Annotated in this window: 18 protein-coding genes and 1 pseudogene; 3 read left to right on the top strand and 16 right to left on the bottom strand. The window is 65.8% G+C overall.

The features are described from left to right. Positions 1–68: 68 nt before the first annotated feature. From bamA to dnaE, 10 genes and pseudogenes are all read right to left on the bottom strand, one after another. Positions 69–2,318, bottom strand: a complete 2,250-nt coding sequence (bamA, locus tag ABIE08_RS03085; RefSeq protein ID WP_354548674.1) for an outer membrane protein assembly factor BamA — start codon at positions 2,316–2,318, stop codon at positions 69–71. 290 nt (positions 2,319–2,608) lie between these two features. Continuing rightward, positions 2,609–3,754 (bottom strand): RIP metalloprotease RseP, encoded by a 1,146-nt coding sequence (gene rseP / locus ABIE08_RS03080; protein WP_354548673.1) that lies wholly within the window; start codon positions 3,752–3,754, stop codon positions 2,609–2,611. A gap of 37 nt (positions 3,755–3,791) precedes the next feature. After that, on the bottom strand, positions 3,792–5,021 hold the full coding sequence (dxr, locus tag ABIE08_RS03075; protein WP_354548671.1) for a 1-deoxy-D-xylulose-5-phosphate reductoisomerase: 1,230 nt from the start codon (positions 5,019–5,021) through the stop codon (positions 3,792–3,794). Beyond that, a complete protein-coding gene (locus ABIE08_RS03070) occupies positions 5,015–5,881 on the bottom strand; it encodes a phosphatidate cytidylyltransferase (RefSeq protein WP_354548670.1) in 867 nt (288 codons plus the stop codon). Before ABIE08_RS03070 ends, dxr begins: the two co-directional genes overlap by 7 nt. Beyond that, positions 5,878–6,663 (bottom strand): isoprenyl transferase, encoded by a 786-nt coding sequence (locus ABIE08_RS03065; RefSeq protein WP_354548668.1) that lies wholly within the window; start codon positions 6,661–6,663, stop codon positions 5,878–5,880. The genes ABIE08_RS03070 and ABIE08_RS03065 overlap by 4 nt, the downstream gene beginning before the upstream one ends. A gap of 16 nt (positions 6,664–6,679) precedes the next feature. Then, entirely contained in the window at positions 6,680–7,228 is a 549-nt protein-coding gene (gene frr, locus ABIE08_RS03060) for a ribosome recycling factor (protein ID WP_354548667.1), read from the bottom strand. 48 nt (positions 7,229–7,276) lie between these two features. Further along, positions 7,277–7,999, bottom strand: a complete 723-nt coding sequence (pyrH, locus tag ABIE08_RS03055) for a UMP kinase (RefSeq protein WP_354548665.1) — start codon at positions 7,997–7,999, stop codon at positions 7,277–7,279. Between the two features lie 107 nt (positions 8,000–8,106). Beyond that, positions 8,107–9,033: a translation elongation factor Ts gene (gene tsf, locus ABIE08_RS03050; protein ID WP_354548663.1), complete on the bottom strand. Its 927-nt coding sequence runs from the start codon at positions 9,031–9,033 to the stop codon at positions 8,107–8,109. A 116-nt stretch (positions 9,034–9,149) separates the two neighbouring features. Continuing rightward, positions 9,150–9,947 (bottom strand): annotated as a pseudogene (gene rpsB / locus ABIE08_RS03045) (30S ribosomal protein S2); the annotation flags it as partial. 741 nt (positions 9,948–10,688) lie between these two features. After that, positions 10,689–14,150 carry a DNA polymerase III subunit alpha gene (gene dnaE / locus ABIE08_RS03040; protein WP_354548659.1) on the bottom strand — a complete coding sequence of 1,154 codons (3,462 nt, stop codon included), beginning with the start codon at positions 14,148–14,150 and terminating at the stop codon, positions 10,689–10,691. Positions 14,151–14,654: 504 nt separating this feature from the next. Between dnaE and ABIE08_RS03035 the strand changes: the two genes are divergently transcribed. Both ABIE08_RS03035 and ABIE08_RS03030 read left to right on the top strand, forming a co-directional pair. Continuing rightward, on the top strand, positions 14,655–15,206 hold the full coding sequence (locus ABIE08_RS03035; RefSeq protein ID WP_354548657.1) for a DUF1269 domain-containing protein: 552 nt from the start codon (positions 14,655–14,657) through the stop codon (positions 15,204–15,206). Between the two features lie 34 nt (positions 15,207–15,240). Next, on the top strand, positions 15,241–16,992 hold the full coding sequence (locus ABIE08_RS03030) for a metallophosphoesterase family protein (RefSeq protein WP_354548655.1): 1,752 nt from the start codon (positions 15,241–15,243) through the stop codon (positions 16,990–16,992). A 54-nt stretch (positions 16,993–17,046) separates the two neighbouring features. Here ABIE08_RS03030 and ABIE08_RS03025 read toward each other — a convergent pair whose 3' ends face one another. From ABIE08_RS03025 to ABIE08_RS03010, 4 genes are all read right to left on the bottom strand, one after another. Next, positions 17,047–18,102, bottom strand: coding sequence for an AI-2E family transporter (locus tag ABIE08_RS03025; protein WP_354548654.1), 1,056 nt, complete (start codon positions 18,100–18,102; stop codon positions 17,047–17,049). Positions 18,103–18,252: 150 nt separating this feature from the next. Next, positions 18,253–18,672 carry a response regulator transcription factor gene (locus tag ABIE08_RS03020; RefSeq protein WP_354548652.1) on the bottom strand — a complete coding sequence of 140 codons (420 nt, stop codon included), beginning with the start codon at positions 18,670–18,672 and terminating at the stop codon, positions 18,253–18,255. A gap of 79 nt (positions 18,673–18,751) precedes the next feature. Further along, a complete protein-coding gene (fixJ, locus tag ABIE08_RS03015) occupies positions 18,752–19,387 on the bottom strand; it encodes a response regulator FixJ (RefSeq protein WP_354548650.1) in 636 nt (211 codons plus the stop codon). Further along, positions 19,377–20,864, bottom strand: coding sequence for a PAS domain S-box protein (locus tag ABIE08_RS03010; RefSeq protein ID WP_354548649.1), 1,488 nt, complete (start codon positions 20,862–20,864; stop codon positions 19,377–19,379). The genes fixJ and ABIE08_RS03010 overlap by 11 nt, the downstream gene beginning before the upstream one ends. Positions 20,865–21,058: 194 nt before the next feature. On the opposite strand from ABIE08_RS03010, the gene ABIE08_RS03005 reads away from it, so the two are divergent. Further along, positions 21,059–21,757, top strand: a complete 699-nt coding sequence (locus tag ABIE08_RS03005) for a helix-turn-helix domain-containing protein (protein ID WP_354548647.1) — start codon at positions 21,059–21,061, stop codon at positions 21,755–21,757. 4 nt (positions 21,758–21,761) lie between these two features. On the opposite strand, the gene cysW is transcribed toward ABIE08_RS03005, so the two are convergent. Continuing rightward, on the bottom strand, positions 21,762–22,613 hold the full coding sequence (cysW, locus tag ABIE08_RS03000) for a sulfate ABC transporter permease subunit CysW (protein ID WP_354548645.1): 852 nt from the start codon (positions 22,611–22,613) through the stop codon (positions 21,762–21,764). Continuing rightward, the gene (gene cysT / locus ABIE08_RS02995) at positions 22,610–23,482 is read right to left on the bottom strand and encodes a sulfate ABC transporter permease subunit CysT (RefSeq protein WP_354551552.1); all 873 of its coding nucleotides are present in this window, start codon (positions 23,480–23,482) and stop codon (positions 22,610–22,612) included. The genes cysW and cysT overlap by 4 nt, the downstream gene beginning before the upstream one ends. Between the last annotated feature and the right edge of the window lie 15 nt (positions 23,483–23,497).

The following is a 23,497-nucleotide window of genomic DNA, read 5'->3' as shown; positions in this document are numbered from 1 at the left end:
CCGCAAAGGTCCACAAATAGAAAGGCCGCCGGCTCACCCGGCGGCCTATCAGATTTCTATAGAGGCTATCAGAACTGGGTGCCAGCGCTGAAGCGGAAGACCTGCGTCTTGTCGTAGTCGGCCTTGGTGAGAGCCTCCGCGAAGTCTGCGCGCAGCAGACCGAACGGCGAGTTCCAGATGATCGAGGCACCGACCGACGAACGGATCGTCGAGTCGTCCTGCAGGTAGGTGCCGGCCGGCAGGCCTTCGAGATCCGAACCCCAGAGCGAGCCGGCATCGGCAAACACGGCGCCGCGCAGACCGAACTCTTCCGGGAAGAGCGGCAGCGGGAACTGCGCTTCGGCCGTGACGTTCCAGTAGTTCTTGCCGCCGATCGGATAATCGTCGTTCACACCCTGAACGCGACCGCCGTAACCGAAGGACTCGAAGCCGCGGATCGTCTCGCCGCCACGGAAGAAGTTGTCGAGAACCGCAACGTCCTTGCCGAGGCCGGTGATGTTGCCGGCGCCGCCCTTGACGAAACCGATGACGCCGCTGTCGGGCCACAGTTCCTTGTAGTAGCGCGCATCGATGATGCTGCGCATGAACTGGCCGTCGCCACCGACGCCGGCAAAGTCCTGGGCGAAGCGCAGGAACACGCCGTCATGCGGATCCTGAAGATTGTCGATCGTCGAGTAGGTCAGCTGATAACCGACCGACGAGTTGATCCACGAACCCTCGGGATAGAGCAGCGGCAACAGGCCGTTGCCACCCGGGATCGGGCCGTCCTGCGTATACGAGCTGCCGTACGACGTGACGTCGCGCTGCACCAGCTTGTAGTTGAACTGGACGTTGAAGTCGTCGGTGATCGGCAGGCCGAGACGCACCGTGCCACCCCAGCTGTCCATGTTGTACGGACGGAAGTCCGTATCCTTGGCCTGGTTGTAGAACACGTCGAAGCCGAGCGACATGCGACGACCGAGGAAGTAGGGCTCGGTGAACGAGAGGTTCGCCGTGCGATCGTCGACGCCGCCGCCAACCGAGACCTTCAGGTACTGGCCACGGCCGAGGAAGTTCTTCTCGGTCATCGAGACGGAAGCGATGAAGCCGCCGCCCTGATCGGTGGTGTAGCCACCGCCGACCTGGAACGAACCGGTCGACTGGTCCTCGACCTGCACGTCGATGACAACCTTGTCGGGCGTGCTGCCCGGCTGGGTCGTGACCGAGACGGTCTTGAAGTAGCCGAGATTCTTGAGGCGACGCTCGGCCTTGTCGATGATGACGCGGTTGTACGCATCGCCTTCGGACAGGTCGAACTCGCGACGGATGACATAGTCACGCGTCCGGGTGTTGCCGCGCACATTGATGCGCTCGACATAAAGACGCGGACCCTCATCGATCAGATAGGTGAGATCGATGGTGTGGTTTTCGTAGTTGCGGTCGCCGCGCGGACGGATCTGCGCGAAGGAGTAGCCCTTGCGGGCGACAGCCGTGTTCAGGTCTTCGGTCGTGCGCTCGATCAGCGTTGCGTTGAACACGCGGCCTTCACGGGTGCGGACCAGGCCCTTGAGGTTGGCGGCGTCCACTTCCGGGATCGACGAGTCGACGTTCACGGTACCGAAACGGTAGCGCGGACCTTCATCGACGGTGATCACGAGACGATAGCGGTTGGCCGCCTCGTCGAAATTCGCCTCGGCCGAAACGATGCGGAAATCGGCGAAGCCGTTGCGCATATAAAGGCGGCGGATGAGTTCCTGGTCGGACTGGAAGCGCGATTCATCGAAGGTGTCGCGCTTCGACAGCCAGCTGGTGATGTTCGTCCGCTTGGTCGTCATCGTGTCGCGAAGACGGCTGTTGGAGAACGCCTTATTGCCGACGAAGTCGATGCTGGCGATGCCCGTGCGCGTGCCTTCGTTGATCACGAAGGTGACGTCGATGCGGCCATTGTCGCGCGGCGTCGTCTGGACCGTGACGCCGGCCTCGGAACGACCGTTGCGGCGATACGCTTCCTTGATGCGCTCCACGTCGCCATCGAGCTTCTCCTGGGTCAACACCCCACGAGATTTCGTCTCGATGATCGGCTGCAGCATGTCCTTCTTGAGCTTCTTGTTGCCCTGGAAGCGCACGGTGCCGACGACGTTGTTTTCCTTGACGCTGACGACCAGGTTGTTGCCCTGACGCGAAATCTTCACGTCGGAGAACAGGCCGGTGCCGTACAGCGCCTTGACGGACTCGTTGATCTCGGCCGCGCCGAAGTTACGGCCCGGTTCGATCGTCAAGTAATTGCGGACGGTTTCCGGATCGACGCGCGAGTTGCCCTGCACGACGATGTTACGCACTACGTCAGCGTGGGCTTGCGTTGCCCCAATGACGGACATCTGCGCGGCAAGCGCCGGCACGGCCACTGTCATGACCGCGGCACGGGCCGCTCCCCGCGTGAAAGTCTTGAAGGAATTCATTGGGTTCAAACGCCCTGCTCTATTCTGACTTCCCAGATCGAGCCCCGAGACGGGATTCGTACCGGACCGATCAACTGCAGCTTTGTGGCATGCGCCCGTACCGATCGCAAGCCGAGCCCCATAGTGGCACGACGGAATTTAACCGTCCGTTGCCAACGGGCCACGCTCCCTCAAAGAGAGCTCAAGTGGATGATATCGTTCCAGGTTGTGAAGATCATCAGCATGAGCACGGCGGCGAGGCCAATGCGGAAGCCGATGTCCTGGGCCCGTTCGCTCAGCGGGCGACCGCGGATGATCTCGAAGAGATAGAAGAGCAGGTGGCCGCCATCGAGCATCGGCACCGGGAAAAGATTGAGCAGGCCGATCGATACCGACAGGATTGCTGCCAGATTGATCAGCGCCACCACGCCGAGCGTCGCCACCTGTCCGGAGACCTGGGCCACCCGAATCGGTCCGCCCAGCTCCTCGGTCGACTCGCGTCCGGTGAAGATGCCGCCGATATAGTCGAAGGTGCGCTCGACGATGAACCAGGTTTCCTTGGCGCCCTGCCAGACCGCCTGGGGCGGCGAGAAGCGCTCGAGCTTGACGTCGCCGCCGGTCGCGCTGCGGGAAAGACCGAGCTGGCCAATCTTGTGGACATTGCCGAAACGGTCGGTGACTTCGCGGCGCTGCGGCGTCGCTTCCAGCGTGACTTCGCTTCCAGCGCGCTCGACGCGAATCGAAAGCGGCTGGTCCGCGCTGGCGCTGACGATCCGCTGCAGGTCGTTGAAGGACGAGATCGGGCTGCCATCGATCGACAGCACGAGATCGCCGACCTGGAAGCCGGCCGCCTCGGCGGCGCCTCCCGCGACGATCTGGTCGACCCGGGCGCTCGTCACCTCGCGACCATAAATCGTGAAGATGCCGGCGAAGATCAGGATGGCGAGGATAAAATTGGCAATCGGGCCGGCCGCGACGATGGCCGCGCGCTGCCAGACATTCTTGGCGAAGAAGGTGTCCTTGCGGTCTTCCTCGGGCATGGCGTCGATGGCCGTGCGGCTCGGCGTGCTGGCCGCGTCCTCGTCGCCGAGGAACTTGACGTAGCCACCCAGCGGAATGGCCGAGATCTTCCAGCGCGTGCCGCGGCGATCGTTGAAGCCGATCAGCTCGGGGCCGAAGCCGATGGAAAAGGCCTTGACCCGCACGCCGCACCAGCGGGCGACCAGGAAGTGGCCCAGCTCATGGAAGAACACCACGATGGTCAAAACGAAGAGGAACGGAATCAGGTAGCCGAGCGTGCTCGATCCGAAATGTCCCAGAGGGGCCAGAAAATCCATTCCTCACATCACCTTTCCGCTTTCGCGTGCAGCGCCGTCAGCTGGCGCGCCGTCCTCGGAATTCAATTCGCTCGGCGGCCAGGCGCCGCCCTTCGCCGTCCAGCGCCAGCACCGCCTCGACGGTATCCAGAACCGTGCCGCCGACCGTCGCGGTCGCTCGTTCGAGCACGGCCTCGACGGTCGCTGCGATCTCCAGGAACTCGATGGTTCCATCCAGAAACGCCGCGACGGCCACCTCATTGGCAGCATTCAGAATATTGGTGGCCCAATCGCCGTTTTCCAGCGCGGTTCGCGCGATCGAGAGCGCTGGAAAGCGCTCCAAATCCGGCTTTTCAAAGGTTAGGGTGCCCAGCGCCGCCAGATCCAGCCGCGGCGTCGCGGTTTCGGCGCGGCGCGGCCAGTTCAGGCAATGCGAGATTGGAATGCGCATGTCGGCGGCGCCGAGCTGCGCGATGACCGATCCGTCGGCATAGGTGACGAAGCCGTGCACGACCGACTGCGGGTGCACCAGCACGTCGAGCCGGGCGGATTCGATATCGAACAGATGGTGCGCCTCGATCAGCTCGAGGCCCTTGTTCATCATGGTCGCCGAATCGATCGAGATCTTCGGCCCCATCGCCCAGCGCGGATGCTTCAGCGCCTGGGCGGGGGTGGCGCGGCGCATCTCGTCCAGCGTGGCGGTGCGAAACGGGCCACCCGAGGCGGTAATGGTGATCCGCTCGACAGCGCGGAGATTGTTGGCTTCCAGCGACTGGAAGATGGCGTCATGCTCGGAATCGACCGGTAGTACGCGAACCGAGGCCGCCGCCGCGCGCCGGTTGAACAGTGCGCCGGCGCAGACCATGCATTCCTTGTTGGCGAGCGCGATATCCGCGCCGGCATCGATGGCCGCGAGCGTCGGCTCCAGCCCGGCCGCGCCGACGATTGCGGCGACCACGAGATCGACCGGACGCGACGCTGCCTCGACGATCGCCGCCGGGCCGGCCGCAACCGCAATCCCTGTCCCGGCCAGCCGTTCGCGCAGGCTCGCGAGACGCGTGACATCGCCGATGACGGCGAGCCGCGCGCCAAGCTGGATCGCCATCTCGGCCAGTTCGTCGACCCGGCTCTGGGCCGTCACGACCTCGACGTCGAAGGCATCCCGATGCTGAAGAACAACGTCGGCGGTGCTGCGTCCGATCGAGCCGGTGGCGCCCAGGATCGACAGGGTGCGGCGGTCCTTGTCGGCGCGCGTCCGCCCCGCCGGCAAGGCAGGGCTTCTCACCATGAAAGCAGCCCCTGGCCGATATGGTGGTTGCCGCCGTGCAGGGCGCCGATCAGCGCGGCGCCGATGGCGGCGAAGATCAGGCCATCGACCCGATCCATCATGCCGCCATGGCCGGGGATGATGCAGCCGGAGTCCTTCTTGTCGAAATGCCGCTTGATCGCGGATTCGAACAGGTCGCCCGCCTGGGAGACGATCGAGAGCAGCGCCAGGACCAGCACCAGCACCGGCCCCACCCGGACGCCGAACAGCATCGCCGTCAAGGCCGCGAGCAGCACGCCGCCGACGAGGCCGCCAATCGAGCCGGACCAGGTCTTCTTCGGCGAAACGCGGGGCCAGAGCTTCGGCCCGCCAATCGTGCGGCCGGCGAAATAGGCGAAGCTGTCCGTGCCCCAGACCAGCACCAGCAGCACGACCACGGCGGTGAGGCCCTCGGCGCCATCGCTGCGCAGCGCCGCGAGGCAGACGCCCAGCAGGCCGGCATAGGCGACGCCGCCGGCAAGCCAGGCCGAACGCGAGAGCAGCGCGACGCCGACGATGCCGGCGACAAGCACAGCGAGGCCGGCGCCGAAGCCCTGCAACCCGGCCACGATGGCCGAGAGCGCGACGAAGGCGATGCCGACCGAGACGTCCGTCGTGGAGGGAAGCAGCCGCGGCGAACGGCCGACGATGTTCGCCCATTCGGCGAAGACGATCGCGGAGACGAGGGCCACCAGCAGGAAGGACGGCAGGCCGCCCCACCAGGTCACCACGAGGGCGAGCGGAATCAGCACAGCGGCCGACCACACCCGAAGCGTCAGATCGCTCCGGCGCGGTTTGCCGTCGTCATTCGCGGGCACGCCCACGGGATGCTGGGATTTCAACCGCTCCTCCGGGCGGCAATCCCGCCAAAGCGCCGCGCACGACGCGAATATTCCTCGACCGCCTGCAGATAGGCCGCGCGGTCGAAATCAGGCCAATAGGCCGGCAGGAAGACGAGTTCGGCATAGGCCGCCTGCCAGAGCAGGAAATTGGACAGCCGCATCTCGCCGCTGGTGCGGATCACCAGGTCGGGATCGGGCATGTCGGCCGTGTCGAGGCGGGAGCGGATGGTGTCTTCGTCGATCGCGTCCGGCGTCAGCCGGCCGTTGGCGACATCCTCGGCCAGGCGGCGCACGGCGCGGGTGATCTCGTCGCGCGCGCCATAGTTGAAGGCGATGACCAGGCGAAGGCCGGTGTTGTCGCAGGTGAGCTTCTCGGCCTGCTCGAGCAGCGAGCGGATATCGGCCGACAGGCGGACGCGATCCCCGATGACGGTGACGCGCACGCCGTTGCGATGAAGATTGGCCAGGTCGCGCTGGATGAACAGGCGCAGCAGGCCGAACAGGAACTGGATTTCCAGCGGCGGCCGCGACCAGTTCTCCGAGGAGAAGCTGAACAGAGTCAGATAAGAAACGCCGAGCTCGCGCGACGTTTCGACGGCGGCGCGAACCGCCTCCATTCCGCGCCGGTGCCCTTCGGTGCGGGTAAGGCCCCGCCCCTGTGCCCAGCGGCCATTGCCATCCATGATGATGGCGACATGGCGCGGAATGCTCAGCGGCGAAACCGCTGCGTCAGAGGGTTTCGCCAGAAGCTCGGCGCCCGAATCGTCGGCATTCGAGTTCATGGCTAATCCGCCCTGGTCAGACCTGAGTGATCTCCGCTTCCTTCGCCGCGAGGACCGCGTCGATCTCGGCGATGGTGTCGTCGGTGAGCTTCTGGACCTTGTCCGACATCTTGCGGCTGTCGTCCTCGCTCATGCTGCCGTCCTTCTCCGCCTTCTTCAGGCCGTCAATGCCGTCGCGACGGACATGGCGAACCGAAATGCGGGCCGACTCGGCGTATTTGTGCGCGACCTTGACGAATTCCATGCGGCGCTCGGTGTTGAGCTCCGGGATCGGAATGCGGAAGACCTGGCCTTCGACGACCGGGTTGAGCCCGAGGCTCGACTCGCGGATCGCCTTCTCGACGGCGGATGCGGTGGCGCGGTCCCAGACCTGGACCATGATCAGCCGCGGCTCCGGCACGCTGATCGTCGCGAGCTGCGTGATCGGCATATGCGAGCCATAGGCATTGACCATGATCGGGTCGAGCATTCCCGACGAGGCGCGGCCGGTGCGAAGGCCTGCGAGTTCTGTCCTCAGGACCGAGATGGCGCCGTCCATGCGGCGTTTCAGGTCGTCCAAGTTCATGGCATCCTCTTTATACTTGGTGCGCGTCGGAGATTACCGAGGCGCGCATCACTCGTCAGCGACAATCGTCGCGCGGCCTTGGCCACGCAGGATGTCGACGAACGCGTTGGGTTCCTGGATCGAAAATACGACAAGCGGAATGCCGTTGTCACGGGCCAGCGCCACAGCGGCCGTATCCATGACCTGCAGCCCGCGCGCCAGCACTTCGGCGTGGGTAATGCGCTCGAAACGGACGGCGTCCGGATCCTTGCGCGGATCGGCGGAATAGATGCCGTCCACCTGCGTACCCTTGAACAGGGCGTCGCAGCCCATCTCGGCCGCGCGCAGCGCCGCGCCCGAATCCGTCGTGAAGAACGGGTTGCCGGTGCCGCCGGCGAACAGCACGACCTTGGATCGCTTCAGCGCCCGCTCGGCGCGCTGCTGGCTGAACGTTTCGCAGATGGTGGGCATCGGCACGGCCGAGAAGACGCGCGAGGAGATGCCGCGGCGCTCCAGCGCCTCGTGCATGCCAATCGCATTCATCACCGTCGCCAGCATGCCCATATGGTCGCCGGCGACGCGGTTGCCGCCCGCCTTGGCGATCGTCATGCCGCGGAAGATGTTGCCACCGCCGACGACGAGGCCGACTTCGACGCCCAGTTCCACTGCCTGGCCGACTTCCCCCGCGATCCGGTCGATGACTTTCTCATCGATACCGAAGGGTTGATCACCGAGAAGCGCTTCGCCAGAGACCTTGAGGAGGACACGTCGAAAACGGACCGACTCCGCCATGCTTGCTTCCTCTTCGCTTTATGAAAGGCGCCTTCGGATACACGAAGGGCGCCGGGATGTCATCCGGCGCCCTGTCTTTTCTCGCAAAGGAACGGATGTTCCCCGAATTATTTGGTGCCCGCTGCGGCAGCCACTTCGGCCGCGAAATCGGACTCTTCCTTCTCGACGCCTTCGCCGAGGCGGAAGGAGACGAAGGTGGTGAGTTCGATCGGCGCGCCGACATCCGCCTCGGCAGCCTTCAGCGCCTTCTCGACGGTCAGGTCCGGGTTGATCACGAAAGACTGCGAGAGAAGGACGACTTCCTCGTAGAACTTGCGGACGCGACCCTCGACCATCTTCTCGATGATGGCTTCCGGCTTGCCGGATTCACGCGCCTGCTCGGCATAGACCGAACGCTCGCGCGCCACGACGTCGGCATCGAGATCTTCGCTGCGGACCGAAAGCGGGTTGGTGGCGGCGATGTGCATCGCAACCTGGCGGCCGAGGGCAACCAGCTTGTCCTTGTCGCCCGTCGACTGCAGGCCGACGAGAACGCCGATCTTGCCGAGGTTCGGCGCGACGGCCGAGTGGACATAGGTCGCCACGACGCCATCGGTCACCGAAACGGCGGCCGAACGGCGCAGGTTCATGTGCTCGCCGATCGTCGCAACCGCGGTGGTGATCGCGTCTTCGACGGTCTTGTCGGAGCCCGGGAAGTTCGATGCGGCAACCGCTGCGACCGAGCCGTCGGTGGCGAGAGCGGCCTGGGCCACATTCTGCACGACCTGCTGGAACTCGGCGTTGCGCGCCACAAAGTCGGTCTCGGAGTTGACTTCGACGACAACGGCGGTCGTGCCCGACGCCGCGACGCCGACGAGGCCTTCCGCTGCGACGCGGCCGGCCTTCTTGGCGGCCTTGGCGAGACCCTTGGTCCGCAGCCAGTCGATCGAAGCCTCGACGTCGCCGCCGTTCTCGATCAGCGCCGCCTTGCAATCCATCATGCCTGCGCCGGTCTTCTCGCGCAGGTCCTTCACCATCGAAGCGGAAATGGTCATCGTCTGCCTCGTTTTCTCGTGTTTCTAACGAACAGCCGGGCAAAAGCGCCCGGCTGCGTTTGTCCTCAGTTCCAACACCACGCAGAGATGCGTGACGGCGGGATGACTTAGGCGGCGGGAGCGGCCGGAACTTCCTCGGCCTGAGCTTCCTCAGCCGGAACTTCCTCGGCCAGCGCCTCTTCGTAGACTTCGTCCTGGGCGCCGAGATCGACGCCGGCATGGCCCGAAGCGCGCATGATGCCGTCGAGCGCTGCACGGGCGACGAGGTCGCCATAGAGCGTCAGGGCGCGGCCGGCGTCGTCATTGCCGGGGATCGGGTAGGTGATGCCATCGGGATCGGAGTTCGAATCGATGATCGCCGCGACCGGGATGTTCAGACGACGGGCTTCCTGGATCGCCAGGGCTTCCTTGTTCGTGTCGATGACGAACAGGAGGTCCGGAATGCCGCCCATGTCCTTGATGCCGCCGAGCGCGTTCTCGAGCTTGTCGCGCTCGCGCGACAGCGTCAGACGCTCCTTCTTCGTCAGGCCCTGCACGTCCGACGAGAGCAGCTCGTCGAGGTGGCGCAGGCGCTGGATCGAATGCGAGATCGTCTTCCAGTTGGTCAGCATGCCGCCGAGCCAACGCGAATTGACGTAGTACTGGGCGCAACGCTTGGCAGCCGAAGCGACCGGCTCGGAAGCCTGGCGCTTGGTGCCGACGAACAGCACGCGGCCGCCGCCGGCGACGGTGTCGCTGACAGCCTGAAGGGCGCGGTGCAGCATCGGCACGGTCTGGGCCAGGTCGATGATGTGGATGTTGTTGCGCACGCCGTAGAGGTGCGGTGCCATCTTCGGGTTCCAGCGGTGCTTCTGGTGACCGAAGTGGACGCCAGCTTCAAGCAACTGACGCATAGAGAAATCCGGAAGAGCCATGGCCCTATCTCCTTGTTTACCGGTTCAGCCTCCGTGGGGAAAGCCGCGATTGCGACACCGGTGGGTTCCGTCGGACGATACAAAGATCGCCGCCGGAGCCCGAGCCCCACGTGTGGAATGCGCGCCTTATAGGCGGCGAAAGGCCAGAGTGCAAGCGTTTCGCCGCGGCGCACCGACACTAGATGGGGATCGCAGGGCGGATTGGCGAGGCCTGGGAGCCGGTGGCTCCTCGTAGCGCGCGTTTTGAAGCAAGCCCCTCACCCCAACCCTCTCCCGCGCGCGGGAGAGGGAGCCGACGGAGGCCCGTCTCGGCGTCCAGACCCCACCGAAAAGCCCTCTCCCGCTTGCGGGAGAGGGAGCCGGCGGAGCCCGGCCTCGGCGCCGAAACCCCACCGGCCGAAAAGCCCTCTCCCGCGCGCGGGAGAGGGTTGGGTGAGGGTCTTGCTGGCTTTTCGCCCTGAGCCGCCTGCAAGCCGCGGCATGCAATGGCCCGTCGCCCCGGCGGAGGCCGGGGCCCATGAACACCGGCCTGGCAAGTCTTGGCGGGCGTTCTCACCGCGGATCGGGAGGGTATGGATCCCGGCCTTCGCCGGGATGACGACGGAGCGAAACGACATCCTGCGTTTCGACCGACGCAGCTCCTCACCTCTCCCTCAGCGAGAGGCCAAGCACATCCTTCGCCCGTACCACGCTACACGCACCACGCCCCTGACGGCGAGCGCACTGGGCGCAGCGCCCGCCCTACACCAGCTCGACCTGCACGACGCCGCTGACGGCGCGGAGCGCGCCGGCGATCTGGGGGGAGAGCAGGTAGCGGCCGGGGAGTTGCACCTCGACCTCGCGCTGGCCCTTGTCGAGCATCAGCACCAGGCTGACGTCGCCCTCGCCCTTGCCGCGGGAGAGATGGCGCTCGATGCTCTTCAAAGGCTCCTCGCCGCGCATGAAGATGCGGAGCTGCTTCAGGCCGGTGGTCATCTGGTCGAGCGGCTTGACCGTGACGATCCGGACGCTGATGCCTTCCGGGCGATCCTCGGCCGCGACCTGGACGATCACCGACTGGCCGGGCTCCAGCTTGTCGCGATACTCGTTCAGCGCCTCGGAGAACAGGATCGCCTCGAACTGGCCGGTCGGGTCGGAAAACTGGACGATGCCCATCTTGTTGCCCGACTTGGTCCGCCGCTCCTGCCGCGTCGTGACCGTGCCGGCCAGGCGCCCGGCGGCAGAGCCAAGGCGCACGGCCTCGGAGAATTCCGCCCAGGTCTGGACGCGCATCCGCTTCAGGATCGGCGCATATTCATCCAGCGGATGGGCGCTCAGATAGAAGCCGACGACGGCATGCTCGCGCTGCAACCGTTCGGACGGCATCCACGGGTCGACGAAGGGCAAGGTCAGCGCCTCGCCCTGCCCGCCCCCGCCGAACAGCTCGTCCTGGCCGATCGCCTGCCCTTCGACCACGCGGCTGCCGATGGCCATGATCCGCTCGACGCCCGCCATGACGCGGGCGCGGTCCGGGGTGAAGCCATCCAGCGCGCCGGCGCAGATCAGGCTCTCCAGCGTGCGCTTGTTGAGCACGCGCGGATTGATGCGGGCGGCGAAATCGGCGAGATCGCGGAACGGTCGGCTGCCACGGCTCTCGACCAGATGCTCGACCGCCTGGCTGCCGACGCCCTTGATGGCGGCGAGCGAATAGATGATGCGGCCGTCCTCGACGTCGAACACGGCGCCCGAGCGATTGACCGAGGGAAGGTCGACGGTGAAGCCGAGGCGCATCGCCTCGCGGCGGAAATCGTTCAGCTTCTCGGTATTGCCCATGTCCAGCGTCATCGACGCGGCCAGGAACTCGACCGGGTAGTTCGCCTTCAGATAGGCCGTCTGGTAGGCGACGAGCGCATAGGCCGCCGCGTGGCTCTTGTTGAAGCCGTAGTCGGCGAACTTCGCCAGCATGTCGAAGATGGTGTTGGCGTGGTCCTTGGTCAGGCCCTGCTTGACGGCGCCGACGACGAAACGGTCGCGCTGGGCGTCCATCTCCGCCTTGATCTTCTTGCCCATGGCGCGGCGCAGCATGTCGGCTTCGCCGAGCGAATAGCCGGACAGGATCTGCGCGATCTGCATCACCTGTTCCTGGTAGATGACGACGCCGTGCGTCTCCTTTAGCACGACCTCGATCAGCGGATGGTAATAGTCCGGCTTCTCCTCGCCATGCTTGCGCGCATTGTAGGTCGGGATGTTGTCCATCGGACCCGGGCGATAGAGCGCCACCAGCGCGATGATGTCCTCGAACCGGTCCGGCCGCATGCCCATCAGGGCCTTGCGCATGCCCTGACTTTCCAGCTGGAACACGCCGACCGTCTCGCCGCGCGCCAGCATCTCGTAGGAAGGCTTGTCGTCGAGCGGAATGGCGGCGAGATCGACGGTGATGCCGCGCTTGGCGATCAGCTTCACCGCCGTGTCGAGCACCGTCAGCGTCTTCAGGCCGAGGAAGTCGAACTTCACCAGCCCGGCGCTCTCGACCCACTTCATGTTGAACTGGGTGACGGGCATGGTCGAGCGCGGATCGCGGTAGAGCGGCACCAGCGCGTCGAGGCGCCGGTCGCCGATCACGATGCCGGCGGCGTGCGTCGAGGCGTGGCGATAGAGCCCTTCGAGCTTCTGCGCCATGGCGAGCAGCTGGGCGACGGCCGGATCCTCGTCGCGCGCCTCGCGCAACCTTGATTCATCGATCAGCGCCTGCGCCAGCGACACCGGATTGGCCGGATTCTGCGGCACCATCTTGCAGAGGCGATCGACCTGGCCATAGGGCATCTGCAGCACGCGGCCGACGTCGCGCAGCACGGCGCGCGCCTGCAGCGTTCCGAAGGTGATGATCTGCGCCACCTGGGCGGCGCCGTATTTCTGCTGGACGTAGTCGATGACCTCGCCGCGCCGGTCCTGGCAGAAGTCGATGTCGAAGTCCGGCATCGAGACGCGTTCGGGGTTGAGGAAGCGCTCGAACAGCAGCGCGAAGCGCATCGGGTCGAGATCGGTGATGGTAAGCGACCAGGCGACGAGCGAACCGGCGCCCGAACCACGGCCCGGCCCGACCGGAATTCCCTGCAGCTTCGCCCATTGAATGAAGTCGGCCACGATCAGGAAGTAGCCGGGGAACTTCATCTTCTCGATGACGGAAAGCTCGAATTCGAGCCGGTCCCAATACTGCTTGTCGGTCAGTCCGGGCGCGAGGCCATGGAAAGCCAGGCGCTTCTCGAGGCCGGTCCTGGCCAGGTCGCGCAGCGCCTGGACCTCGGCCAGCTCGGCAGCCTCCGGCTCCGCATCGGCGCCGGCGAAGCGCGGCAGGATCGGCTTGCGCTTCATCGGCCGGTAGGAACAGCGCAGCGCGATCTCGACGGAATTGTCGGTCGCCTCGGGAAGGTCGGCGAACAGCGCCACCATTTCGGCGCGCGACTTGAAATAGTGCTCCGGCGTCAGCCGCCGCCGCTTCTCGTCCGCCACCACCGAACCCTCGGCGATCGCGACCAGCGCGTCATGCGCCTCATAGTCGTCGCGCTTCGGGAAGAAGGCCTCGTTGGTGGCCACCAGCGGCAGGCCATAACGATAGGCGAGATCGATCAGCTCCGGCTCGGCGCGCTGCTGCTCGATCGCCTGGTGGCGCTGCAATTCGACATAGAGCCGGTCGCCGAGCAGGCCAGCCATGCGCTCGATCCGCCTTTCGGCGAAGGCGCCCTGCCCGATCCGGATCGCCTGGTCGAGCGGCCCCGAACCGCCGCCAGTCAGCACGATCAGACCCTCATGGGTTTCTTCCAGATCGCCGAACTTGATATGCGGCTTGTCGCCGGGGTCCGTCTCCATGAAGGCGCGCGAGACGAGGCGGACGAGGTTCCAGTACCCCGCCTCGTTCGAGGCGATCATGACGAGATCGGAAAGGTTCTTCTGGCCGGGCACAGGGCGACGCGACGGTTCGAACCCGTCGTCGAAATGGACCGCCACCTGGCAGCCGATGATCGGCTGAATGCCGGTCTCGACCGCCCTCTCGGAGAATTCCAGCGCGCCAAACAGATTGCCGGTATCGGTCAGGCCAAGCGCCGGCATCTTGTCCGCCGCCGCCAGCTTGATCAGCGATTTCAGCGGCAGCGCGCCTTCCAGCAGCGAATAGGCGGAGTGGACGCGGAGATGAACAAATCCGACGTCGCGAGCAATAAGACTCATCAGGCGATCCTCTTCCGCCTGATTTATGTCCAGAGCGCCGCGCCTGTCCATCACGCCGGCGCCTTTCCCCCGCTGAGGCGGATCAGACGACGTGGACGAGCAGATCCGACCAGAGGCTCACCATCGCGATGAACAGCATCAGGGCACCCAGGGCGGCAACGTCGCGGATATAGGCGGTCATGGCTATCTCCTTATCGGACTGTCGATATTTCATATGTTCACGTTTTGTTCTCGTCGTCAAGTCTTTCCGTCTGGACGGCATTTTGCCGCCTGTCGGCAGGCAGGAATGGCGGTTCGGGCGGCGGCCGCGCGGCACGCCGAAGACGGCTGTGCATCAACCGGTCTTTCGGGACAGGAAGCCGCGCGGCGGGACGGGGCGCGCTCGCAATCCTGCGCCGTCGCGCTATGGTAGCGTTGCTGTGCCATTGCATGTTCGCGGCGGCCGTATGCCGACCGCCAACCGGCCAACAGTTCAAGATCGTTCCGAACGATGGAGTTTTCCCAATGAGCGACCTCGTCTTTATCGCCTTCCCGTCCGAGCAGAAGGCCGAGGAAGTGCGCGACCGCGTCCTCGAGATGCAGAAGGAATATCTGATCGAGCTCGGCGACGCGGTGGTCGCGGTGCGCGACGCCAATGGCCGCATCAAGCTCAACCAGCTGGTGAACACCACGGCGACCGGCGCCGTCTCCGGCGCCTTCTGGGGCACGCTCATCGGCTTCATCTTCCTGATGCCGCTGGTCGGCACGGCGATCGGCGCCGCTTCCGGCGCGCTCGGCGGCAAGCTCACCGATGTCGGCATCAACGACGAGTTCATGAAGGACGCGGCGCAGTCGCTGGCGCCGGGCAATGCCGGCCTGTTCCTGCTGATCCGCAAGATGACCACCGACAAGGTCCTGGCGGACCTGCGCGGCGTCGGCGGCACGGTGATGCGCACCTCGCTCACCGACGAGCAGGAAAAGGCGCTGCGCGAGGCGCTGGCCGATCATGCGGCCGCACCGGCCGAGACCACCGCCCCCGCAGACACGACCGCCCCCGCCGGCGGCGCCACGAGCTAGCCGGATTGATGTCGCCCTTGCCCGTGTGCCGCCGATGAATCCGATTGTCGATCCCCGCAAGGGCGACATTGAAGACGACGCCTCCAGCACGAAGCAGCGCTCGCTGTTTTCGATCGCCGGATCGCTTCTGGCCGAGATCAGCCCGCTCAAGCTGATCCTCGCCGGGACCCTGCTGATGGGTTTGCCCGGGCTTGCGCTCGGGCTCGCCCCCTTCTTCCTGTCGATCTGGATCAGCAAAGTGTCGCGCCAGGCGGCGGAGCTGTTTACGGGCCTGGTGCCCATTTTGCTGCTGGCGATCCTCGGCCTGGTCGCCTGGTATGGCGGCCGGCCGCTGTTCCGCATGATCGAGAGCAGCTTCTGGTCGCTGAACTCGATCGCGGTGCAGCCGGCCTATGCGCTGTGCCGCGAGACGCTGCGCCACCTGATCGAGCATCGACTGCTGCGCCGCATCGACGCCAAGCCCGCCACGATCGCCCGGGCGCGCGCCATGACGGCGGCGATCGCCGGCCTCACGGTCTGCGTGTTCGCCATCGGCGTCGCGGCGCTCATCTGGCCGGCGACGCACTGGACCGGGACGCTGGCCGACCTCAGCGCGCCGCGCCGCGTGGTGGGGATCGCGCTTGCCAATGGCACGGTGCTGCTCTGCGCCTATCTCGCCATCGCGGCGCTCGTCTGGGGCATCGCCGACGCCACCATGGCGCAGCCGCGCGGCTTCACCGGCTTCCGCCCCGCGCCCGACGAGGCGCCGCGCTGGCGGGTCGCCCATCTCTCCGACATTCACTGCGTGGGCGAGCGCTACGGCTTCCGCATCGAGAGCGGCCGGGTCGGCCCGCGCGGCAACGACAAGTTCAAGGCGACGCTGGAGCGGCTGCGCGCCGTGCATGCGGCAAGGCCGCTCGACGCGATCCTGATCACCGGCGACATGACCGATGCCGGCATCTCGACCGAATGGGCCGAATTCTTCGACGCGCTAGAGCCGTTCGCGGAACTCGTGCCGCTGGTCACCATCTTGCCCGGCAATCACGACGTCAACGTCGTCGACCGCAACAACCCTGCCCGCATGGACCTGCCGACGAGCCCGAACAAGCGGCTACGGCAGTTGCGCACGCTTTCCGCCATGGAAGCCCTGCAGGGCGACCGCTACCGCCTGGTCGACCGAGCGAACAACCGGCTCGGCGGGACCTTTCGTGAGGCGATGGAGCGCCAGCGCGGCTCGATCGAGGCCTTCGCCGACCGCGCCTCGCGCCGGGCCTGGCGGCCGGTGTCGGATATCTGGCAGACGTCCTTCCCGATGGTCCAGCCGCCCTCACGCCCGGAGGGGCTCGGCATCATCGTGCTGAACTCGAATGCCGAGACGCATTTCTCCTTCACCAACGCGCTCGGCATGGTGTCGCTGGAGCAGGCGCGGGCGATGGATGCGGTCAAGGCCGACTATCCGCAGGCGTCCTGGCTGGTCGCCCTGCACCACCATGTCGTCGAATATCCGCAACCCGCCAATGCGCTCTCGGAGCGGATCGGCACGGCGCTGATCAATGGCAGCTGGTTCGTGCGGCGGCTCCAGCGTTTTGCCGGCCGGGTCGTCATCCTGCATGGCCATCGCCATGTCGACTGGATCGGCGAGAGCGGCGGCATGCCAATCCTTTCGGCCCCCTCGCCGGTGATGGAGGGGACCAACGCCAAGGGCAGCTATTTCTACATCCACACCCTGCATGTCGACGGCAAGGGCCTGGGGCTGGCAAGGCCGGAGCGCATCCTCGTCGCCGCGCCCGAGCCGGAAACGACTTGAGCGCTCACGGGGCGCTAACGGGCCGTTACCAGAACGGGCGCTGTTAACCCCGCCTCAGCCGGCTTCCGGATCGGCCGGCGGGGAGCCGAGGATGTCGGCGATCCAGCGGCTCGAATCGTGGTGGGCGCAGATGGTGACGATGGCGATGACGATCGGCACGCCGATGAAGGCGCCGGCAATGCCCCACAGGAACGTGCCGAAGAACACGGCGAACAGCACCATGACCGGCGAGAGCGACAGCGACTTGCCGGCGATCCGCGGCTCCAGATAGCTGCCGACCAGGAACTGGATCAGGTTCAGGAAGACGAAGATCAGGATCGCCGCCTGCCAGGTCTCGAACTGCGCGATGGCGAACAGCGTCGGCAGCACCGTGGCGAAAAGCGGCCCGATCACCGGGATGTAGTTGAGCGCAAAGGCGATCACGCCCCACTCGGCCGAGAGGCTGAGGCCGGCGCTGTAGGTCAGGCCCCAGACCAGCACGCCGGTCATGATGCTCATCAGCGTGCGCACCAGCATGTAGCGGCGCAGCTTGGCGCCGGTCTCGCCGCTGCCGACCAGGAAGGCGTAGCCGAGGCTGCCCGACTTGAAGCGGCGCAGCTTGCGGCCGATATCGCCGACTTCCAGCAGGCCGAGCATGACGTAGATCAGCACGACCAGCGAGAAAGTCAGCGTGCTGTTGAGCCGGCCGGTGACCTGCTGGACGATGCGCAGGATCCAGCTGACGTTGAAATGCTGTTCCCAGAGGCCGGAAACGGCGATGCCATGGCCCTCGAGCCAGGCCGCGAGTTCGTTATACATCGTCTGGAAGCGCGCTGTGTCGCTCAGCACGTAGATGCCGACCCGGTTGAGGCTCCAGCCCAGCAGCAGAGTGAAGATTCCCATCACGACGATGGTGCCGACGAGGCAGACCAGCAGCGCCACGAGTTGCGGCAGGCGAGCCTGGAGCGCGCGCTGCAGGGGCCAGACCATGGCGATGATCAGCAGCGCGAAGGATATGGGCGCAAACACATTGCTGGCCCAGTACATCGCCGCCACGATCAGGATCACCGCGCAAAGGCCGATCATGGCCGGTACCGGGCTGCGTCCCGCATTGCTCGTCGAATCGTTCATGGAAGGCCCTGGCTACGTCCTGTTCGCGCTGTCGCTCCGAGCGTCGTAGCACGCGCGTCCTGATTCGACTGCGCAATCCCTGCGCGCAGCCTATGCCAGCTGCGTGACGAAAGCCTTGCGGAACGTTACGGTGGGATAGGTTCGGCTGCCTCAGGCGGGTGCGCCGGGACCGGCTGGGGGAAGGCTGCCCGCCAGCGCTTCGCGGATCCGGTCGAGCAAGGCCGGGCCCAGCAAGGGCTTCTCGACCAGCGCAACGCCGGCCGCTTCAGCCTGGCGGGCCAATGCCGGCGAGGGGTTGGTGACCGTCAGGATTGCCGGCATCGGGCAATCGCGCCGGCGCATCGACTGGATCAGCTCAAGCCCGCTCATGCCCTTCAGCCGATAATCGACGACGACGCAGGCGTCCGGCCGGCATTCCGCCACCTTCAGAAACGCCTCTGCATCGGCGAAGGTGTCGACCTGAAAGCCTTCGATCCCCAGGGCGAACCGCAGGGAACGCCGGACGGCGCCATCGCCGTCGACGACGAAGACCACAGGCGGTCGCGGTTCGGAATGTGCAGAAACGGCCATGGATCTCGGGTTCGCGCGGAAAGCCTAAACCCTGCCCGGCCCCCCGAGCGGCCGCATTGATCCACCTCAAGACGGCCGGTCAGCCGTCCCTGGCGGCGAAGTCTCCCGCGGCCCCCACGACCAGCGCCATGCGCACGAGCTCCGACAGGCTCGATGCGCCCATCTTGGTCATCACATGCGCGCGGTAGATCTCGACGGTGCGCGGGCTGATGTCGAGGTCATGCGCGATCCGCTTGTTGGCGTGGCCGGCAACCAGCCCCTCGAGCACCTGCTGCTCGCGGTTCGACAACGCCGCCAGGCGCTGCCGGATCGCGGCACGCTCCTGTCCCTGCTCGCGCGTCGTGCCCTGGCGCGCAAAGGCCGAGCGGACGGCGCGCAGCATGGCTTCGTCGTCGAACGGCTTCTCCATGAAGTCGACCGCGCCGCTCTTCATCGCCTCGACGGCCAGCGCGATATCGGCATGGCCAGTGATGACGATGACGGGCAGCGTGATCGCCTTCGCCTTCAGCCGCCTCAGCAATTCGATTCCGTTGATTTCCGGCATCCGCACGTCGGTGACGATGCAACCATCCGAAAGGCCGGGCGCAACGGCGAGAAAAGCTTCTGCGGAAGGGTAGGTTGCCACCGCGATGTCGGCGCTTTCAAACAGAAAGGCGAGCGAATCGCGCGCGGCATCGTCATCGTCGATGACATGGACCCTACGTTCAGTGGACACGCTCCGCCTCCTCGATCCGAACGGCCGGCACGGTGAAATTGAACACGGTGCCGCCGCCGGGATTGCCCTCGGCCCAGATCCGCCCGCCATGCGCCTCGACGATGGTCCGGCAGATCGACAGGCCGACGCCCATGCCGTTCTGCTTGGTCGTCAGGAAGGGCTGGAACAGCCGCGCCATCACGTCGGGCGCAATGCCGGTTCCCCGGTCCGAAACCTTCACCCGGATCATGTCGCCCGTCTCGACCTCGCTGGAAATGACCAGATCCCTGCCACCGCCCTCCTCCATAGCGTCGATGGCGTTGCGCATCAAATTGACCAGGACCTGCTGGATCTGGACCCTGTCGCCGAACAGGAGGTCGACGTCGGGGGCGAGCTCGAACCGGATGCGGATGCCCTTCTCCTTGGCGCCGACGAGTGCCAGTGCGCTCGCCTCCTCGATCAGCCGCGCCAGGCTCTCCACCCGCTTCTCGGTCTCGCCGCGCGCCAGGAAATCGCGCAGGCGGCGAATGATCTCGCCGGCCCGCAGCGCCTGGTCCGCCGCGCTTTCCAGCGCGGCACGAACCTTGGGGATGTTTTCCGGCGTCGCGTTTTCCAGCAGCCGGCGCGAGCCGCGCAGATAATTGGCCACCGCCGAGAGCGGCTGGTTCAGCTCATGCGCCAGCGTCGAGGCGATCTCACCCATCGCGGTGACGCGCGAAATGTGCACCAGCTCCGACTGCAGTTCCTGCAGCCGCGCCTCCGTCTCCTGCCGTTCGGAAAGATCGCGGACGAAGCCGGTGAAGAATCGCTGCTCGCCGGAGTGCATCTCGCCGATCGCCAGTTCCATCGGAAAGGTCGAGCCATCCTTGCGCTCGCCTACAACTATGCGGCCGATGCCGATGATCCGCCGCTCGCCCGTCTTCCGGTAGCGCTCGAGATAGCCGTCATGCTGCTCCCGGTAGGAGGACGGCATCAGGAGCTTGACGTTGCGTCCGAGGATCTCCGCCGCCGTATAGCCGAACATGCGCTGCGCGGCCGCGCTGAAAGACTGCACCAGACCCGACTCGTCGATGACGATCATCGCGTCGGGAATGGTCTCGAGGATCGAACGAAGATGCGCCTCGCGATAGCGCAGGTCCACGGCCGCCGTGGCGAGTTGCCCCCGGACGCGGTGCAGCCACTCGCCGAGTGCGACAAGGCCGCCGCCGATCACGGCAAAGGCGACGCCATTCCAGACATGCGAGCTGCCGAGTCCGTCCGCCTGGCCATAGATCGCCATGCCGAGCCCCAGGCTGGCGACGATCGCCACGATCCCGGGCCAGAGCCCGCCAATGCCCGCCGCGACGATGACCGCTGGAATGTAGAGCAGGAACGCTGCCTGCGCGCGGAAGACGGGCTGCAGCGACAGCCAGGAGGCGCCGACCACGAGAATGGCAACAAGCAGAGAAGAAAGCAGTGTCCGTCTCATGCCGGTGACGGGCCAGGAAAAGATCTTCATGGCCGAGCCGCCACCTTCCGAGCTTCGCGGGCGACGCCGAAGGCGGCCGCTTTCCGCAATCCAAACACGCACCCTACCCCTCGCCCCGAGCCCGATCACCTACGGGATATCCCTTAGGTACATGATCTGAATGTCGGCGCAGCCGTCTTCATCCTATTCCAGCGTTCATGCTGATCGAATGCAAGGAAGACGACATGCTGACCGCCGCTGCAACCGCCCGGAACATCCTGCCGGAAATGAAGGATCGCTCGGCCGGAATCGTCGTCAAGGGCTCGCGCTTCGCCCCGTCGAACTTCATCGGCCTGATGGGCATCACGATGCACTTCGAACGGGGCGCCGAGATCGTCGCCGAGGAGGACCCGGCGGAGTATGTCTACCAGGTCATCAGCGGCACGGTGCGGACCTGCAAGCTGCTCAGCAATGGCCGCCGCCAGATCGGCGCCTTTCTCATGGAGGGCGACTATTTCGGCATGGAGGCACGCGCCGTTCACTGCTTCGCCGCCGAGGCAATCACGGACGCGACCATCCATATGATCAACCGGAACACCGCCTTCGCCGCGGCCGGTCGTGACCCCGAGATCGCCCGCGCGCTGTGGGACATCACGGCGCGCAGCCTCGATGCCTGCCAGCAGCATTCGCTCCTGCTTGGCCGAAAGACGGCGCTCGAGAAGATCGGCTCGTTCCTGACCGAGATGGCGGAGCGTCAGGGCAGCCACGCAGAAATCGACCTGCCCATGTCCCGCCAGGACATCGCCGACTATCTCGGCCTGACGATCGAGACCGTCTCGCGCACCATGACCCAGCTCGAATGCGCCGGCACCATCGCGCTGCCGACCTCGCGCCATGTGCTGGTGAAGCGGCGGCAGGAGCTGGCGCGTCTCAGCGCCTGCTGAGACCTCAGGATCCGTGCAGCGATCCGGCGCTGCCGGTCACCCGCTCCAGGATAGTCTTCACAAAAAGGGTCAGGAGCGCGACCAGCGTCAGCACAGCCGCCGCCGCAAAGGCGCCGGCTGCGTTGTAGTCGTGATAGAGCAACTCGACATGCAGCGGCAGCGTGTTGGTCTCGCCCCGGATGTTGCCGGAAACGATCGACACCGCGCCGAACTCGCCCAGCACGCGCGCATTGCAGAGCACGACGCCATAGAGCAGGCCCCAGCGGATGTTGGGCAGCGTGACGCGGAAGAAGGTCTGCCAGCCATGCGCGCCCAGCGTCGCGGCGACTTCCTCGTCGCCGTTTCCCTGCAGCTGCATCAGCGGGATCAGCTCGCGCGCCACGAAGGGCGCGGTAACGAAGGTCGTCGCCAGAATGATGCCCGGCAGCGCGAACATGATCTTCAGATTGTGCGCTTCGAGGAACGGGCCGAACAGCCCCTGCCCGCCATAGACGAACAGATAGGAAATGCCGGCAACGATGGGCGAGACCGAGAACGGCAACTCGACGATCGCCAGCAGCAGCTTTCGGCCGGGGAAGCGGAACTTGGCGATAGCCCAGGCGGCGGCGATGCCAAACACCGTATTGATCGGCACGACGACGATCGCGACGGTGATGCTGAGCCAGATCGCGGCGCGCGTGTCGGGCTGCGCCAGCGATTCGAGCGCGTAGCCGAGGCCCTGTGACAGGGCCTGCGTGAACACGGCGACGACCGGCGCACCGATGACGAGCGCAGTGACCAGCAGGACGATGCCGATCAGGACAGGACGCGACCATCCCTTTCGAGCGCCGACGGGCGGTTGCGAGGTCACGCTCATGGCGCCAACTCGTGGCGGCGCGCGTAAGCCTGCAGCGAGTTGGTGACGACGAGAAGCACGAAGGCCGTCCCAAGCATCACGGTCGCGATCGCGGCGGCGCCGGGATAGTCATATTCCTCGATCCGGATGAAGGCGAGCAAGGCGGTGATCTCGGTACTGTAGGGCTGGTTGCCGGCGATGAAGATGACGGCGCCGAATTCGCCGAGGCAGCGCGCAAAGGCAAGCGAGACGCCGGCCAGCAGCGCCGGCACGAGAATCGGCAGCACGACGCGGAAGAAGATCGTGACCTTGCCCGCACCCAGCGTGCGGGCGGCCTCCTCGATCTCTCCGTCCAGTTCCTCCATCACCGGCTGCAAGGTGCGCACGATGAAGGGCAGGCTGGTGAAGGCCATGGCAAGCGCAATACCGATCGGCGTGTAGGCGACCTTGATGCCGAGGGCTCCAAGCGGTTCGCCGAACCAGCCATTGGCAAAGATCGCCGTCAGCGCCACGCCGGCCACTGCCGTCGGCAGGGCGAAGGGCAGATCGACGATCGCGTCGAGCACCCGGCGGCCCGGAAACTCATAGCGGACCAGCACCCAGGCGAGCGCAAAGCCATAGAAGGTATTGAAGATCGTCGCGAGCGCAGCGGCGCCCAGCGTGACGCGATAGCTGGCGAGCGCGCGGGGCGAGCTGACGACAGCCCAATAATCGGCAGGCCCAAGGCGTGCGCCGACGAGAATCAGCGTCGCCAGCGGCAGGCAGATGATGATCGCCGCATAGAAGAGCGTGATACCCAGCGAAAGGCGAAAGCCGGGTACGACCCGGCCCTGCCCTTTGCCATCTGTCTTCGATGGGCGGCGACGCGCCAGCGCGCCGGCTCCGCCCATGCCCATGTCGACGGA

This window comes from Kaistia defluvii, from assembly GCF_040548815.1.
Classification (GTDB): Bacteria; Pseudomonadota; Alphaproteobacteria; order Rhizobiales; family Kaistiaceae; genus Kaistia; species Kaistia defluvii_A.
This window is presented reverse-complemented; position numbering and strand designations above follow the sequence as displayed.

Coding starts and splice junctions, on each gene's coding strand:
- rseP (WP_354548673.1), bottom strand. CDS start 3,754: ATGGATTTTCTGGCCCCTCTGGGACATTTCGGATCGAGCACGCTCGGC.
- dxr (WP_354548671.1), bottom strand. CDS start 5,021: ATGGTGAGAAGCCCTGCCTTGCCGGCGGGGCGGACGCGCGCCGACAAG.
- ABIE08_RS03065 (WP_354548668.1), bottom strand. CDS start 6,663: ATGAACTCGAATGCCGACGATTCGGGCGCCGAGCTTCTGGCGAAACCC.
- frr (WP_354548667.1), bottom strand. CDS start 7,228: ATGAACTTGGACGACCTGAAACGCCGCATGGACGGCGCCATCTCGGTC.
- pyrH (WP_354548665.1), bottom strand. CDS start 7,999: ATGGCGGAGTCGGTCCGTTTTCGACGTGTCCTCCTCAAGGTCTCTGGC.
- tsf (WP_354548663.1), bottom strand. CDS start 9,033: ATGACCATTTCCGCTTCGATGGTGAAGGACCTGCGCGAGAAGACCGGC.
- dnaE (WP_354548659.1), bottom strand. CDS start 14,150: ATGAGTCTTATTGCTCGCGACGTCGGATTTGTTCATCTCCGCGTCCAC.
- ABIE08_RS03035 (WP_354548657.1), top strand. CDS start 14,655: ATGAGCGACCTCGTCTTTATCGCCTTCCCGTCCGAGCAGAAGGCCGAG.
- ABIE08_RS03030 (WP_354548655.1), top strand. CDS start 15,241: ATGAATCCGATTGTCGATCCCCGCAAGGGCGACATTGAAGACGACGCC.
- ABIE08_RS03025 (WP_354548654.1), bottom strand. CDS start 18,102: ATGAACGATTCGACGAGCAATGCGGGACGCAGCCCGGTACCGGCCATG.
- ABIE08_RS03020 (WP_354548652.1), bottom strand. CDS start 18,672: ATGGCCGTTTCTGCACATTCCGAACCGCGACCGCCTGTGGTCTTCGTC.
- ABIE08_RS03010 (WP_354548649.1), bottom strand. CDS start 20,864: ATGAAGATCTTTTCCTGGCCCGTCACCGGCATGAGACGGACACTGCTT.
- ABIE08_RS03005 (WP_354548647.1), top strand. CDS start 21,059: ATGCTGACCGCCGCTGCAACCGCCCGGAACATCCTGCCGGAAATGAAG.
- cysW (WP_354548645.1), bottom strand. CDS start 22,613: ATGAGCGTGACCTCGCAACCGCCCGTCGGCGCTCGAAAGGGATGGTCG.
- cysT (WP_354551552.1), bottom strand. CDS start 23,482: ATGGGCGGAGCCGGCGCGCTGGCGCGTCGCCGCCCATCGAAGACAGAT.